Consider the following 15,312-nt stretch of genomic DNA (forward strand, 5'->3'; position numbering starts at 1 on the left):
CGGATGTGGTCCGGGCAGGGAAAGCGGCGAGCGGCGGACGCGTGAGTGAGCACGTCCGCCGCCCGGTCGCGACCGATCAGCCGCAGGTCACCTTGATGTTGAAGTCCTTGGTGATCATTCCGGCCATCGGATTCTTCAGGTCGGCGCCCTGCGCCTGGCCCGTGATGGTGTAGGTCTTACCGTCCACCGCCACGTCTGCCGAGCCGACCTTCGCACCCATGTTGTTGCTGACCGACAGCGCGTTGCCGTCGACAACCATTGCCAGCGACTCGACCTTCGGGGTGGACTCGTCGGTCATCACGACGGCGAGCGCCTGCCGTCCGCCGCTGGAACCACTGCCGATGTTGATCTTGCCGCCGGTCTTCACGCAGGTCACCGAAGCCGGGTCCAGGCCCGCCAGGTCGGTGCCGCCCACCTTGACCTGCGCCCCGCCGCCGTGGGCGACGCTGGGTGCCGTGCTCGATGCCGGGCTGGCCGTGTGGCCGCCGCTGGAACACCCCACGAGCACCGATGCGGCGCCCAGTGTCCCAATCGCAGCCGCGAGAAGTCGTTTCACTTTGCGATTTCCTTCCTCCATGCGCCGCCCCGATGGCGTCGTCATGGCGCAAGTACAGACCCCCGGATTCGCTACCGATCCCAAATTTCGCGGCGTCGAGCCGGTAGGCTGCGTCGGGGTCGGCGCTGACAAAAGGGAGGCACGCGATGCTGAGCGTGAAGTGGCTGGAAAAGCCTGAGGCCCATGACTTTCCGGCGGCCGCGGACTACCTCACCATGCTCGCGGACCCCGCGACCGTGAAAAAGGTGATCAAAAAGTTGAAGGCCGGCACGGTCACGCACCGGAAGGCCAAGGACATCCTGCGTGCGGCACGCCTGGGCCTACTGCCCGTCGACAATCCGCACGTCGCGGCCGACCTCACCAAAATCGAGAAGGGGCAACCGCTGTCGCCCATCCTGCTGGTGCGCGGCGACTTCCCGACCGGTGCCCCGTTGCAGATCGCCGACGGCTACCACCGCGTGTGCGCCAGCTACCACACCGACGAGAACACCGACATTCCGGTCGTCATCGCGGCCGTGAGCCGCTGACCGAGGATGTGACGATGATCGACATCGAGACCGTCGAATCCGTGCGGGTGCTGACCATGTCCTCGGGTCCCGTCAACGCCCAGGACGTCGAGCTGCTCGAGGCGCTGACCTCGGCGGTCCGCGACCTGGGCCGTTCGGACCCCGGCGCGCTGGTTGTCACCGGGGCGGGCCGGGCGTTCAGTGCCGGGGTCGACCTCAACCGCGTGGTCGACGGGGGCGCCGCCTACACCGATCGGCTGGTCCCGGCGCTGTCCGCGGCGTTCGAGGCGGTGTTCGCCTATCCGGGACCGACCGTCGCGGCGATCAACGGCGCCGCCATCGCGGGCGGGTGCGTGCTCGCGTGTGCCTGCGACCGCCGCCTCATCGGGCCCGAGGCGCCCATCGGAGCGGCCGAGGTGCGCGTCGGCGTGCCGTTCCCGGTCGCGGCGCTGGAGGTGATGCGCTACGCGTGCGGGGACCACACCGAGGAAGTGCTGCTGGTTGGACGCAACTATCGGGGGCCGGAGGCCGTCGCTCGTGGACTCGCCCATCGCGTCGTCGCCGACAATCTCCTCGAGGAGGCTGTGGCCGAGGCCTCGGATCTAGGCGGCATCCCCGCCGCCGCCTACCGCCGGACCAAGACCCAGCTGCGGGCCCCGGCGATGGCGCGGATCCGCGAGGGTGGCGCTGTCGACGACGAGGTCCGCCAGATGTGGGGCGCGGACGAGACCCGGCAACGCATCGCCGCCTACGTGGAGCGCCTGCGGCGGCGCGACTGATCAGGTCCGGCTATTCCTCATCGAGGGCGACCCCGCCCCTGGTGCGCCGGCGCCGCATCCGGTGCGACCCCTTCCCCGTCGGGCGACGGTTGCGCAACCTGGCCGGGCCTTCCTCGGTCTCCTCGGCGGGCTCTTCGGTCGCAGCCTGGGGTTCCGCCGTGGCGTCGGGCTCGGCGGCCGTGGAGCTCTCGGCCGTGACGGTCTCGGCCTCCTCCGGCTCGCCGGCCTCGGCTTCTTCGGTCTCGGCTTCTTCGGTCTCGGCCGCGGTGTCTTCGTCGGCGGCTTCGGTGTCTTCGTCGGTTTCGGCCTCGTCGGACTTCTTGCCGCGCAGCCGGCGCTTCTTGGGTTCCTTCACCTTGATCGGTTTCGGCGGTGGGGGCGGCAACTCGGCGACGAACGAAAGGTAGAACGCGAAGAAACCGAGCAGCGCGATCGCCGCGGCCGCCCCATAAATGGCGAACAGATACTGTCCCGCGGTGTCCAGGCTCAGCCAGATCTCGCTGATCGCCGTTCCGATGATCAGTACACCCGCCAGCACATGGCAGACGATCGAGGCGACCCGCAGCGTCAGGGCGAGCCGAGGCGTCCCCAGCTCCGGCTTGCGCACCCGCAGCAGGTTGAAAACGACAGGCAGCGCGGCCAAGGCGATCAGCGCACCCGTCGTGATACGCAGCGCCGTTCCCAACGAATGCGTGGTGTCACCCATCAGCTCCGGCCAACGGGGCAACACGAAAAAGAAGTACAGGGCGCCGGCGACGAGGGAGAACAGCAGGTGCCACGGCACGGCAATCTTGCGCCCCATACCCCTCCTCGTGCTGTTGAGTTCACGCCAGCCTAAAGGCGGCCAACCCGAATCCATACCAATTCGTGCTTTGTCCGCATGGCGGACCAATTGCGGAGGATGCGGGATTTGAACCCGCGAGGGCTGTTAACCCAACCCGCGTTCCAGGCGAGCGCCATAGGCCACTAGGCGAATCCTCCGTGGCCATGGTAACCGAGGCCGCCATAGCGGCCACCACGCGCTCCGCGCCAGGTATTACACTCGCGGTGGACCCCGCGCGGCGTCTATCCTGTGAACTCCCCCAGGGCCGGAAGGCAGCAAGGGTCAATGGGCTCTGTCGGGTGCGCGGGGTCCCCTATGTCCATTGAGTGGCAGACCCGCTTCGCCCGGCTCCGCCGCGCTTGCGATCGCCGCCAGGTTTGATGAGTGGCGACCCGCTGCGCCCGGCTTAGCCGCGCGTGCGATCGCCGCCAGGAACAGCGAAAGGGTCCGCCGTGTCGCTGGATTCCCTCAGCCCGGAAGAGCTCGCCGCCGCGCACGCGCGCAACCAGCAGGATTACGCGGCTCTGCAGGCCAAGAAGTTGGCCCTCGACCTGACCCGCGGCAAACCGGCGCCGGAGCAACTCGACCTGTCCAACCAGCTGCTGAGCCTGCCCGGCGACGACTACCGCGACAGCGAGGGCACCGACACCCGCAACTACGGCGGTCTGCACGGCCTGCCCGAGCTGCGCGCCATCTTCGGCGAGCTGCTCGGTATCCCGGTGCCCAACCTGATCGCCGGCAACAACTCCAGCCTGGAGCTGATGCACGACCTGGTCGCCTTCTCGATGCTGTACGGCGGCGTCGACTCGCAGCGCCCCTGGAAGGACGAGGCGAGCGTCAAGTTCTTGTGCCCCGTTCCCGGCTACGACCGGCACTTCGCCATCACCGAGACGATGGGCATCGAGATGATCCCCGTCCCGATGCTGGCCGACGGGCCCGACGTCGACCTCATCGAGGAGCTGGTGGTCGCCGATCCGGCGATCAAGGGCATGTGGTCGGTGCCGGTGTTCGGCAACCCCACCGGCATCACCTACTCGTGGGAAACCGTGCGCCGGCTGGTGCAGATGCGCACGGCCGCGCCGGACTTCCGGCTGTTCTGGGACAACGCCTACGCGGTGCACACCCTGACGCACGACTTCATCCGGCAGGTCGACGTGCTCGGGCTGGCGGCCAAGGCCGGCAACCCGAACCGGCCCTACGTCTTCGCGTCCACCTCCAAGATCACCTTCGCCGGCGCCGGCGTCAGCTTCCTGGGCGGCTCGCTGGGCAACATCGCGTGGTACCTGCAATACGCGGGCAAGAAGTCGATCGGCCCGGACAAGGTCAACCAGCTGAGGCACCTGCGCTTCTTCCGCGACGCCGACGGCGTGCGCCTGCACATGCTGCGGCACCAGCAGATACTTTCGCCCAAATTCGAGCTGGCGCTGGACATCCTGGACAAGCGGCTGGGCGATTCCAAGATCGCCACGTGGACCGAACCCCAGGGTGGCTACTTCATCAGCCTCGACGTGTGGCCCGGGACGGCGCGCCGGACCGTGGCGCTGGCGAAGGACGCGGGCATCGCGGTGACCGAGGCGGGGGCGTCGTTCCCCTACCGGAAAGACCCGGAGGACAAGAACATCCGGATCGCGCCGACATTCCCGTCGCTGCCCGACCTGCGCGACGCGGTCGACGGGCTGGCCACCTGCGCGCTGCTGGCGGCCTCGGAGTCGCTGCTCGTCTCCGCCGCATCGAGTGTGAGCTGAGGGCGACGACACGCCGAGCCGGATCGCCCAGGGCTCACACCGAAAGCCGCTGATGCACACTCAAAGCCCGTCGCGCTCTAGTCACCGGGCCTACTGTCCGGCGTCTCAGCGGGCCCTGCCGTGCCCGCATCGTGGTCGGACCGCGCCGGTAGCCTGCTGACCGTGGCCCTCTACCGCAAGTACCGTCCGGCAACCTTCGCCGAAGTGGTGGGGCAGGAGCATGTCACCGAACCGCTGTCGATCGCCCTGGAGGCCGGCCGGATAAACCACGCCTACCTGTTTTCCGGCCCCCGGGGCTGCGGGAAGACGTCCTCGGCGCGCATCCTGGCCCGGTCGCTGAACTGCGCGCAGGGTCCCACCGCCAACCCGTGCGGGGTCTGCGAATCGTGCACGGCGCTGGCCCCGAACGCCCCCGGCAGCATCGACGTGGTCGAGCTGGACGCCGCCAGCCACGGCGGGGTGGACGACACGCGCGAACTACGGGACCGCGCGTTCTACGCGCCGGCGCAGTCGCGCTATCGGGTGTTCATCATCGACGAGGCGCACATGGTGACCACCGCGGGTTTCAACGCCCTGCTCAAGATCGTCGAAGAACCGCCCGAGCACCTCATCTTCATCTTCGCCACCACCGAACCGGAGAAGGTGTTGCCGACGATCCGGTCGCGCACCCACCACTATCCGTTCCGGCTGCTACCCCCGAAGACCATGCGGGCGTTGATCGGCCGGATCTGCGAACAGGAGGGCGTCGTCGTCGACGACGCGGTGTACCCGCTGGTGATCCGTGCCGGCGGTGGCTCACCGCGCGACACGCTCTCGGTGCTCGATCAGCTGCTGGCGGGCTCTGAGACTGGTCCCGGGGGGCCCCACGTCACCTACCAACGCGCGCTCGGACTGCTGGGGGCCACCGACGTCGCGCTGATCGACGACGCGGTGGACGCCCTGGCCGCGTCGGACGCCGCGGCCCTGTTCGGCGCGGTGGAATCGGTGATCGACGCGGGCCACGACCCGCGGCGCTTCGCGACCGACCTGCTGGAGCGGTTCCGCGACCTCCTCGTGCTCCAAGCCGTTCCGGACGCCGTCAGCCGCGGCGTGGTGGACGCCCCCGAGGACGTGCTCGACCGGATGCGCGACCAGGCGACCCGCCTCGGGTCGGCTACCCTGACCCGCTACGCCGAGGTCGTGCAGGCCGGGCTGGGCGAGATGCGGGGGGCGACGGCCCCGCGCCTGCTGCTGGAGGTCGTCTGCGCGCGGCTGCTGCTGCCCTCGGCCAGCGACACCGAGTCGGCCCTGCTGCAGCGCGTCGAGCGGATCGAGACCCGGCTTGACATGTCCATTCCCGCCTCCGAGGCCGCCGTCGCGCACCCGCCGCCGGTCGCCGCTCCAGTGCGGCCGCGCAGGGAGGCCGCCCGGCCCCGGGACGCAGCCCCGCCCAGGTCGGCGCCGCCCGTACCCATGCCGGAGGCCGTCCCCGAACCGGTCCCGGCGCCCGCGGTCCCCGAGCCGGTCCCGGCGCCGCCTGTCGCCGAACCGGTGGCCGCGCCGGGCGAACTCAACGCCGCCGCGGTGCGAACCATGTGGCCGACCGTGCGCGAAAAGGTGCGTCAGCGCAGCCGCACCACCGAGGTGATGCTGGCGGGCGCGACCGTCCGGGCGATCGAGGAAAACACGCTGGTGCTGACGCATTCGTCGGCGCCGCTGGCCAAGCGGCTGTGCGAACAGCGCAACGCCGACGTCATCGCCGAAGCGCTCAAGGATGCCCTGGGCGTCAACTGGCGGGTGCGCTGCGAGGTGGGCGCCGCGACACCGGTCGAGTCGGCGCCGCCGGCACCGCCGGCCGCCGAGCCCCCGCCCGACCTGGCCCAGCGCGACGAAGAGGAGCACATGCTCGCCGAAGCCGGCCGCACGGAGGCGTCGGAGCCGCGCCGCGACCCCGAGGAGGTCGCGCTCGAGCTGCTACAGAACGAGCTGGGCGCGCGCCGGATCGATAACGCCTGACGCCGGCTAGCGGCGATCGCAAGCGCGGCGGGGCCGGGCGGAGGGTCGCCGCCAGAAGGCTAGGGCGCCCACCAGGGCCGCAGCGGCAGGTGATCGTCGCCGCACGCGTCGACGTTGGCCGCCAGCACGTGGTGCAGCTGCAGGTTGTTCTGCTCAAAGGCCACCCGCGAGGCCGCCATGTACAGGCCCCACACCTTGGCGGTGGCCAGGCCGACCTCGTCGACGGCTTCGTCCCAGTGCTCGACCAGGTTGCGGCACCAGTCCCGCAGCGTCATCGCGTAGTGGTGCCGGAAGTTCTCCTCGTGCAGCACCTCGAAGCCCACGTCCTGGACCTCGGTGATGATGCGGCCCGAGCCGGTCAGCTCGCCGTCCGGGAAGACGTAGCGGTCGGTGAAACCACCCGCGAACGACGTCGACTTGTTGTCGTGGCGGGTGATGCAGTGGTTGAGCAGCAGGCCGCCGGTGCGCAGCTTCGACTTCAGGAACCCGAAGTAGGCCGGGTAGTTCTTCACGCCGATGTGTTCGGTCAGCCCGATCGAGGACACTGCGTCGAACCCGCCTTCGGCGATGTCGCGGTAGTCGGAATGGCGGACCTCGGCGAGGCCCGCGAGTCCCTCCTCGTCGATCGCCCGCTGCGCCCACCTGGCCTGCTCACTCGACAGGGTGGCGCCGATCACCCGGACGCCGCGTCGGGCGGCGAAGCGGACCATGCCGCCCCACCCGCAGCCGACGTCGAGCAGCCGGTCGCCCGGCTGCAGCCTCAACTTCTCGAAGACCAGCCGGTACTTGTTGTCCTGGGCCTCCTCCAGCGTCGCGTCGGCGTCGGGGTAGACCGCGCACGTGTACGTCATCGACGGGCCGAGCACCCACTCGTAGAAGGTGTTGGAGACGTCGTAGTGGTGGTGGATGGCCTCGGCGTCGCGGGTCTTGGTGTGCATCAGCCCGTCGGCAATCCGGCGCCACCGGGGTGGCGTCTCCTGCGGCGGCGGGGCGACCGGCACCAGCCGCTCGAGCCCCATCGAACGCACCACGTTCGCGAGGACGCGAGCCGGCGGCCGCTTGAATTGGACGCGGTCGGTGAGCGTCTTGAGCAGCTGGTAGGGATCACCGGCGTGGACGCCGTAGAGGTCCAGGTCGCCCGCCACATACGCGCGGGCGAGGCCGAGTTCGCCTGGAGCGGTGGCCAAGTAGGTGGCGCCGCGCGGGGTTCGCAGGTCCAGGCCCAGTTCGGCGTCCGCACTGCCCGCGATGCTGCCGTCGTAGGCCGTGAACTTCAGGGGATGGTGCCCGGTCGCGGCGAAGATCTCCAGGATCTCCGCCATGCTGAGCTTGCCGGTGGTGCGGTGGGGTTCTTTGATCGTCGTCATCGCCGTTGTACCGCCTTTGCGTAGAGGTCGAGGAGACGGGAATCGGGATCGTAGGTTTTCTTGACCGTGTTGTAGGCCTCGCCGCCGTACAACTCGTCGAATTCCTCGCGGGCGTAGTACGAGTCGGAATATAGCGACTTGTGCCCGTCGAATTCGCTCACCTTCGCTTCGATCTTCCGGTTGGTTCCACCTTCCGTGGTGCCCGCCGGCACCGAAGACCAAAAGCCGATATTGACGTACGTGTGGTCGGGCCGCATCGGATACAGCGGCCAGCCCTCGTGGTCGCGCAGCCGCAGCGGGCACAGCCAGAGGGGGGTGATGGGCACGTTGCCCAGGAACCACTCCAAGAATTCGCAGGTCCGCTCGACGGGAACCTCCACGTCTTGGACCACCCGCTCCCGCGGCGGACGCCCCTTGCGTTTCTCGATCCGATCGGCGATACCGAACCGCTGGTCCATGGCGACGAGCTTCGAGTAGACGCTGCTGCGCCGGTAGCGGCGCGGCCACCAGCGCCGCAATCGGGGGTTCTGCACACCGAATGCCCGCGAGCACCAGAACCAGTCGGTGTCCCAGCGCCAGAAGTAATCGTGCATCGTCAGCCGGTCGTCCTTGGTGGCTTCCACGCCTGGGAAGTCGTGCCGAATCGATTGGTAGTAGATGTTTTTCCCGGTGTAATCGCTCACCGGCCCCGGGTTGGTGGTTCGCCGGCCCACGCACAGGTAGCTTTCGTCCGCGCTGAACACCACGCCGTCGAGATAGTCGACGGGTGTGCCGCCCTGGCCGCCGGTGTCGATGATGCGTTCCATGGCCGCGACCAGCTCGGGCAACGAGCGGAAGCGCACATGCCGCAACGCCACAAACGGCGCGACGGGCTCCAGCTCGATCCGCAGCCGGGTCGAATACCCGAGCGTCCCATAGGAATTGGGAAAGGCGCGAAAGAGATCGGCGTGCTCTGTGCGGGAGGCGGTCAGCAATTCGCCGGCACCGGTGAGGATGTCCATCTCCAGCACCGATTCGTGCGGCAGGCCATTGCGGAACGACGCCGACTCGATGCCCAAGCCGCTGACCGCCCCGCCCAGCGTGATGGTCTTCAGCTGCGGGACGACCAGCGGCGAAAGGCCAAAAGGCAAGGTCGCGGCGACCAGGTCCTCATAGGTGCACATGCCGGCGACGTCGGCGGTGCGGGATTCGGGATCCACACCCAGCACGCCGGTCAGCCCCGATGTGTCCAGGCCCGGGGCGTCACGTTTGGTGCGGGCGCGGAACAGATTTGACGTTGGTTTGGCGAGCCGGACGGCGGACGTCGCGGGGATGGATCGATAACTCGCCATCAACCGGTCAACGCCCGACTTGTGCGCCGACAGTGCAGATCCAGGGACAGGCACCACATATACCCTAGTCTTCGACCACAGCCCGTGCACCCGAGCGCGGGCGGGCATAGCTTCAGGAGTTGTTTTGGGACAGGTGAGTGCTGCCAGCACGATTTTGGTCAATGTGGAGCCGGCCGCCACCTTGGCGGCGGTTGCGGACTATGAGACGGTCCGTCCGAAAATTCTGTCCCCGCAGTACAGCGGCTACCAGGTGTTACAGGGCGGCCAGGGGGCCGGCACGGTCGCCAAGTGGAAGTTGCAGGCCACCAAGTCCCGAGTCCGCGACGTGCAGGTCAACGTCGACGTCGCCGGCCACTCGGTCATCGAGAAGGACGCGAACTCGTCGATGATCATCAACTGGACCGTGGCGCCCGCCGGGCCCGGCTCGAGCGTCACCGTGAAGACCACCTGGACCGGCGCGGGCGGCGTCAAGGGATTCTTCGAGAAGACGTTTGCACCATTGGGACTGAAGAGGATTCAGGGCGAGGTCTTGGCCAACCTCAAGCGGGAATTGGAGGGCTAGGCGCGGCTGGCGACCGCCACCGTCGGCCCGAGCGCCCGAGTGCGGAACTCGACATTGATCGACGGATCCGCATGCCTTGCGAGCGCCGTCAGCGCCGACGGGCTGTACGCCCGCAACGAGCTGATGACCCCGTCGTGTGCCAACGGGATCAGCCGAGTGAACGGGAGCACCGCCGCCAGCACCATGACGTGGAGCGGCGCCGGAGGCCTGCGGAGGTCGATGATCAGCAACTTCTTCGCGGCGCGGGTTCCCTCGGCGAACACCCGGGCGGCCTGCTCGGGGGGTAAATGGTGCAGCGACAGCGCGAACAGCGCGAGGTCGTAGTGGCCGTCCGGGGCGTCGATCGCGGTGGCGTCCATCTGCCGCACCGTCGCCCGCGGGTGTGCGCCCAGGTCGCCGGCGGCGACCTCGGCGACGAACGCGGGATCGACGTCGGTGACCGTGACATGCGCCGTGGGGTGGTTGGCCAGCAGCCTGCGCGACAGACCGCCGAATCCGGCCCCGAGTTCGAGGATCTTCGGGGAGGGCACGTCGGCCACCTCGGCGAGCGCCACCCGGGCCAACCCCTCGTGCGCGCGCGACCGTCGTCGTTCGGCGCGGTCGAGCGCGGCGATCACCCTGCGCTTGAGATCGTCGACGTCGTCGCGGTCCAGGTATTCAAGCCGGTCGGTTTGTAACCTCCGGTCCAGCCAGGAGGCGTCCGGCCCGCCCCGGGGCATGCGCGCAAAGTCGACCGAATCAACCGTTTGCCGTTTCTTCACCGTCACCGCCTCGCGTTCTCCAGAGCAAATTTGAGGTGCTCGCCATACATGTTGAGCGACGCGGTGCTCAGCATGTCGTAGTGCGAGCAGTCGATCGAGTATGCCGTGAAGGCACCGGCGGTATGCGATTTCCACTTCTTCAGCCGCGACCTGGCCGCCAGGTGAGTTCCCATCTTGTGCATTTGCGCCAATAGCGTTGGGTCGCCGCCATTTCGGTGTCCGTTGCGGGCGGCGGAGAACACGACCATGTCGCCGTCGAACACCTCCGGCACGTGCTCGGCCAGGAACGATTGGCTGGCGTTGGCGCTTTTGACCATGAACTCCAACAGCTCTTTCGGCGGCAGGATGGAGCCGCCCAGCTTCTGGCGAATCAATTCTTCGGCGCGCTGATAGGTGAGGGGACCCGGCTGAGCGTCTATGCCGTTGGCGCGGAGAATTCGCTGAAGGATCTGACTCTCGGCCGATGCGCGAATCTTGTTGGCGCCGAGCCTGGTTACGCCCTTGGTAGCCGAATAGGGAGCGTCGAGCAACACCAGGCTTTGGACCACGCATCCGCGTCTCTGGAGCTCGATCGCGAGTTCCTGGGCGACGACGCCGCCGAAGGACCAGCCCAGCAGCTTGTACGGCCCGTCGGGATAGAGCGCTTGGAGCGTGTCGGCGTATCTGGCCGCCATCGCCCGAATCGATTCGGGTTCGCCCTCGCCGTTTTGTGGGACGCGGTTGATTCCGATGACTGGGCAATCCAGGTACCGGCCCAACGCTCGGTACGGCCAGCTGAGTCCGAAGCCGTCATGGATGCACCACAGTGGTACACCGCTGCCCTCGTTGAGGGTCTCGACGGGCACCAACTCCTCGGCGCTCGCGGGCGTGCCCAGTTGCCGGCTCAGGCGCCGAACGGACGGCGCGTAGAACAGGGTGCGCACCGCCAGGCCCGCGCCCAGGGCCGCATTGATCGCCGCGGTTGCCCGCATCGCCGAAATGCTGTCACCACCCAGGTCGAAGAACGAGTCGTCGACCCCGACTCGTTCCACACCGAGCACCTGCGCGTAAATGTCAGCCAGGACCTTCTCGACCGAATTCGCCGGGGCCCGGTACCGGTCGCCGTCCGCGTACCGGGGCGCCGGCAGCGCCCGCGTGTTCAGCTTGCCGTTGACGGTCAGGGGCAGCGCCTGCAGTGCCATGACCGAGGCCGGGACCATATGGGCCGGTAGCCGTCGGGCCAGTTCCGCGCGCACGGCGGCCGGGTCGGCGGTGCCGGTGATGTAACCGACCAAGCGCCTTTCGCCGGGGCGGTCCTCGCGGGCGATCACGGCCGCGTGCTCGACGCCCTCGAGTTCGGCTAGCGCGGTGCGGATTTCGCCGAGTTCGACCCGGTAGCCGCGGATCTTGACCTGATCGTCGGTGCGCCCGAGATACTCGAGTTGCCCGTCGGCGCGCCAGCGCACCCTATCCCCCGTGCGATACATCCGCGTTCCGGGCGGCCCGAACGGGCACGCCACAAACCGCGAAGCCGACAGTCCTGGCCGACGCCAATAGCCGACTCCGACACCGCGTCCGGCCACGTAGAGTTCGCCGACGACACCGGCCGAGACCGGGCGCAGCCAGCCGTCGAGCACGACGAGCGCGGCGCCGGGCACCGGCGCACCGATCGGTACGACATCCGATCCCGCTGTAAGGGGCGCGCTTAAGGTCACCCACATCGTTGTCTCGGTCGGGCCGTATTCGTTGATCATCACCCGGCCGGGTGCCCACCGCTCCACGACGTCGGGCGGGCAGGGCTCACCGCCGACCAGCAACGCCACCGACTCCAATCCTTCGGGCGCGAGCGTGCTGACCGCCGTCGGCGTTTGGCACAACACCGTGACCTCTTCGGTGACCAGGAGCTGGTGGAAGTCGGCCGGGGATGCGGCCACCGACTCCGGCACCACGACCAGCCGTCCGCCATTGAGCAGGGCGCCGAATATCTCCCAGCCCGAGATGTCGAAGCTGTAGGAGTGCCATTGCGTCCATACCTGTTGTGGCGCGGCCAGATCGGGATCGAGCGACCCGACCAGCTGCGTCACGTTGTGGTGGGTGATCGACACGCCTTTGGGTACGCCGGTCGTTCCCGAGGTGTAGATGATGTAGGCGAGCTCATCGGGATCCGGCAGCTGCAGGGCGGTGATGGGGCATGTCGAGACCCGGGGGTCGTTGACGTCGATGACCGGCAGCGCGGACCCGTCCAGCCGGTCTGCCGAGCCTCCGGTCGTGATCGCGGCGACCGGTGCCGCATCGGCGATCATGAACTCGATCCGGTCCCGCGGCAGCGCCGGGTCGATCGGCAGATAGGCCGCACCGGCCTTCAACACCGCGAGGATGCCGACGATCGCGTCCGCCGTGCGGGCGGACAGCAGCGCCACGCACCGTCCGGGCCCCGCCCCCCGTTCGGTCAACAGGTGCGCCAAGCGGTTCGCCGACGCGTCGAGTTCGCGGTAGGACATCGAGCGACCGGCGCAGGTGACCGCCACGGCATCGGGGGTGCGCGCGACCTGAGCGGCGAAGGACGCCGGAATGGAGACCGGTGTCGCGGGCCGTTCCAACGTTGCCAGGTTGCCCCAGTCACGGAGGCGGGCGTGTTCCGGCTCGTCGAGTAGGTCGAAGGTGGACAGTCGGGCGGTCGGGTCGGCGGTCATGGCCTTCAGCACGCGTTCCAGCTGCGTGATGAGTATGTGGATGGTGTCGGCGTCGAAGATGCCGGTGTCGTATTCCAGGCGCACGCCGAGCTGCTCACCCGTGCGAGCTTCCAATGTCAGTGGGTAATGGGTGGATTCGTGTGTGGTCATGTCGGTGACCGCGAACTCACGGGCACCCGCCATCGCGCTGGTGTCGACGGGATAGTTCTCGTAGACGAAGAGCGTGTCGAACAATTGGTCGTGGCCGGTGATGTGGTGGATCGCCGTGAGCGCCAGGTGCTGGTGATCCAGCGTCTGGTTGTGGGCCTGCTGGAGGTGGTGCAACAACTGCGTGGTGGTGGTGTCCGCGCCGATGGTGGCGCGCACCGGCACCGTGTTGATCAACAGCCCGACAACCGATTCCGCGCCGGGAAGCTCGGTCGGGCGTCCGGAGACCGCGGCGCCGAAGACGACGTCGTGTTGGCCGGTCAGCCACATCAGCAGTTGCGCCCAACCGGCCTGCAACACGGTGTTGACGGTGGTGTGATGCGAGCGCGCCAGTTCGGTGAGCGCGTGAGTCGTCCGCTCCGAGAACCGATACGAGGCCTCGCCTCGGCGCCCGGGCCCCGTCCTGTTTGCGGAGCCGACGAGGGTGGGGGTTTCGAATCCGGTGAGAACCTCGCGCCATGCGGTGTGGGCGGCATCGAGGTCGCGATCGGCCAGCCAGGTGACGAACCTGCGATACGAGGTGGACGCCGGGAGCCGCTGCCCGTAGTAGGCGGCGAACATCTCCTGCAACAGGATCGACGTCGACCAGCCGTCGAGCACGATGTGGTGATTGGTGACCACGATCCGATGCCGGTCCGGTGCCGTGCGGATGAGCGCCACCCGGAAGGCCGGCGGATTCGCCAGGTCACAGACGGCGACGCGCTCGGCCGTGCACAGCTGCCGGATTCGGGTATCGGTGTCGTCGATGTTGTCCAGTTCGACGTACTGCCATGCCGCCGCGGGATCGGCAGGGATGAGTTGAACCGGTTCGCCTTGGGTGCAGAAGCGGGCCGCAAGGTTGGGGTGGCGATCGACCACGGTCTGTACCGCGGCGCGCATCCGGTCGGGGTCCAGCGGCCCGGTCACGGTGAAATCCAGTTGGACGGAATAGAGTTCGGCCAGATCGTCGAGACCCTGGGTGGTGCTGGCATGGAACAACAGGCCCTGCTGCAGCGGGGTGAGCGGCAGAATGTCGGCGACCGAATACTGCTGTTGGAGGGCGTCGATCTCCCGCTGGGTGAGCCGCGCGGGTGCGATGTCGGAGGGGGTCAGACCGCCGCCACCCCGCGCGACGTGGGCGCAGACGCCGGCCAGGGCCTCGAACCACAACCGGTTGAGTCGGCTGACGCCGGCGTGGTCGAGCGCTGAGGGCGCCCAGGTCCAGGTGGCGTTCAGCGCAGGGCCGGAATCGGTTTCGACGGCGACGGCGCTGAGCTCTACGGTGTGCATCATCGGCATGTTCACCGCAGACGCGGCCGCGGTGAACGCAGATCCGTCCGCGCTGATCAGCCACAGATCGTCCGACGGCTCGGAGCCGTGTGCGCCAAGACGTCCCAGATAGTTGAATCCGATCGTGGGTTCGGCGCCCATGAGCGTGGTGTCGAGGTAGCGCAGCAGCCCATAGGTCAGGGGATCGGGGAGCGCGCGGAGTTGTTCCTTGGCGCGCTTGATGATCGGGCCGAGGTCGGCGTCGCCGGCCACCACCAGCGCCCAGGGCAGCGCGCCGGAGCTCAGCGCGACGGGGTATTTGGTGGTGAACCAGCCCACGGTGCGGGACAGGTCCACGTCGGCGGCCAGCTCTTCGTCGCGGCCATGGCCTTCGACGTCGAGAGCGATCGCGGCGTCGCCGGTGCCCAGGAACTCGGCGCAGGCCAATGCGAACGCGATCAGGAGGATGTCCTGGATTCCCGCGTGGAACGCCGCGGGCACGTCGCTCATCAGCTGGCGGGCGGTCTCACCGTCCAGCGACGCGGTCAGGTGCCCGGCGTTCGCGTAGGTGTCTGGCGCCTCCGGCAGGGCGGGTCGCGCCGCCAATACCTGCTGCCAGGCTTCGCTCTGCGCCAATACCGTTGGGTCGTCGGCATGTTGGGCGAGGAGTGCGGCCCACCGTTGGAATGACGTCATCACCGGGGGGAGGGCTATCGGGTGCCCGCTGTGGTGTTGGGCCCAGGCGATGTTGATGTCTTCG

11 protein-coding genes, 1 tRNA gene and 1 other RNA gene are annotated in these 15,312 nt (G+C 68.4%); 6 read left to right on the forward strand and 7 right to left on the reverse strand.

The features are described from left to right. Positions 1-76: 76 nt before the first annotated feature. Complete coding sequence (locus A5691_RS17885; protein WP_067747255.1) at positions 77-556, reverse strand: lipoprotein LpqH; 480 nt, start codon at positions 554-556, stop codon at positions 77-79. 146 nt (positions 557-702) lie between these two features. Between A5691_RS17885 and A5691_RS17890 the strand changes: the two genes are divergently transcribed. Further along, positions 703-1,083, forward strand: a complete 381-nt coding sequence (locus tag A5691_RS17890; RefSeq protein WP_067278284.1) for a hypothetical protein — start codon at positions 703-705, stop codon at positions 1,081-1,083. 14 nt (positions 1,084-1,097) lie between these two features. After that, on the forward strand, positions 1,098-1,841 hold the full coding sequence (locus A5691_RS17895; protein WP_067783463.1) for an enoyl-CoA hydratase/isomerase family protein: 744 nt from the start codon (positions 1,098-1,100) through the stop codon (positions 1,839-1,841). 10 nt (positions 1,842-1,851) lie between these two features. On the opposite strand, the gene A5691_RS17900 is transcribed toward A5691_RS17895, so the two are convergent. Then, positions 1,852-2,643, reverse strand: a complete 792-nt coding sequence (locus A5691_RS17900) for a hypothetical protein (RefSeq protein WP_067783460.1) — start codon at positions 2,641-2,643, stop codon at positions 1,852-1,854. A gap of 93 nt (positions 2,644-2,736) precedes the next feature. Next, positions 2,737-2,822, reverse strand: a tRNA-Ser gene (locus A5691_RS17905). A gap of 65 nt (positions 2,823-2,887) precedes the next feature. Here A5691_RS17905 and ffs point away from each other — a divergent pair. From ffs to A5691_RS17920, 3 genes are all read left to right on the forward strand, one after another. After that, positions 2,888-2,982: signal recognition particle sRNA small type (ffs, locus tag A5691_RS17910), an RNA gene on the forward strand. Positions 2,983-3,116: 134 nt separating this feature from the next. Then, complete coding sequence (locus tag A5691_RS17915) at positions 3,117-4,409, forward strand: aminotransferase class I/II-fold pyridoxal phosphate-dependent enzyme (protein WP_067747231.1); 1,293 nt, start codon at positions 3,117-3,119, stop codon at positions 4,407-4,409. A 162-nt stretch (positions 4,410-4,571) separates the two neighbouring features. Next, entirely contained in the window at positions 4,572-6,404 is a 1,833-nt protein-coding gene (locus A5691_RS17920; protein ID WP_067888846.1) for a DNA polymerase III subunits gamma/tau, read from the forward strand. A 59-nt stretch (positions 6,405-6,463) separates the two neighbouring features. On the opposite strand, the gene A5691_RS17925 is transcribed toward A5691_RS17920, so the two are convergent. Then, positions 6,464-7,771 carry a class I SAM-dependent methyltransferase gene (locus A5691_RS17925; protein ID WP_197499007.1) on the reverse strand — a complete coding sequence of 436 codons (1,308 nt, stop codon included), beginning with the start codon at positions 7,769-7,771 and terminating at the stop codon, positions 6,464-6,466. Beyond that, entirely contained in the window at positions 7,768-9,159 is a 1,392-nt protein-coding gene (locus A5691_RS17930; protein WP_067888840.1) for an FAD-binding oxidoreductase, read from the reverse strand. Before A5691_RS17930 ends, A5691_RS17925 begins: the two co-directional genes overlap by 4 nt. 67 nt (positions 9,160-9,226) lie before the next feature. Between A5691_RS17930 and A5691_RS17935 the strand changes: the two genes are divergently transcribed. Beyond that, positions 9,227-9,664, forward strand: a complete 438-nt coding sequence (locus tag A5691_RS17935; protein WP_067747234.1) for an SRPBCC family protein — start codon at positions 9,227-9,229, stop codon at positions 9,662-9,664. Here the strand turns inward: A5691_RS17935 and A5691_RS17940 are convergent. Both A5691_RS17940 and A5691_RS17945 read right to left on the reverse strand, forming a co-directional pair. Beyond that, on the reverse strand, positions 9,661-10,383 hold the full coding sequence (locus tag A5691_RS17940) for a class I SAM-dependent methyltransferase (protein WP_067747263.1): 723 nt from the start codon (positions 10,381-10,383) through the stop codon (positions 9,661-9,663). The genes A5691_RS17935 and A5691_RS17940 overlap by 4 nt on opposite strands. 44 nt (positions 10,384-10,427) lie before the next feature. Next, positions 10,428-15,312 (reverse strand): non-ribosomal peptide synthetase (locus A5691_RS17945; RefSeq protein ID WP_156734800.1); only part of this gene is annotated, 4,885 nt, incomplete at its 5' end.

Origin of the sequence: Mycobacterium sp. E183, assembly GCF_001667735.1 — a bacterium.
Taxonomy (GTDB): Bacteria; Actinomycetota; Actinomycetes; order Mycobacteriales; family Mycobacteriaceae; genus Mycobacterium.

What these genes read in the sequence shown, in the direction of transcription:
- A5691_RS17895 (WP_067783463.1), top strand. Translation starts at nt 1,098, where the DNA reads ATGATCGACATCGAGACCGTCGAATCCGTGCGGGTGCTGACCATGTCC.
- A5691_RS17890 (WP_067278284.1), top strand. Translation starts at nt 703, where the DNA reads ATGCTGAGCGTGAAGTGGCTGGAAAAGCCTGAGGCCCATGACTTTCCG.
- A5691_RS17925 (WP_197499007.1), bottom strand. Translation starts at nt 7,771, where the DNA reads ATGACGACGATCAAAGAACCCCACCGCACCACCGGCAAGCTCAGCATG.
- A5691_RS17900 (WP_067783460.1), bottom strand. Translation starts at nt 2,643, where the DNA reads ATGGGGCGCAAGATTGCCGTGCCGTGGCACCTGCTGTTCTCCCTCGTC.
- A5691_RS17940 (WP_067747263.1), bottom strand. Translation starts at nt 10,383, where the DNA reads ATGCCCCGGGGCGGGCCGGACGCCTCCTGGCTGGACCGGAGGTTACAA.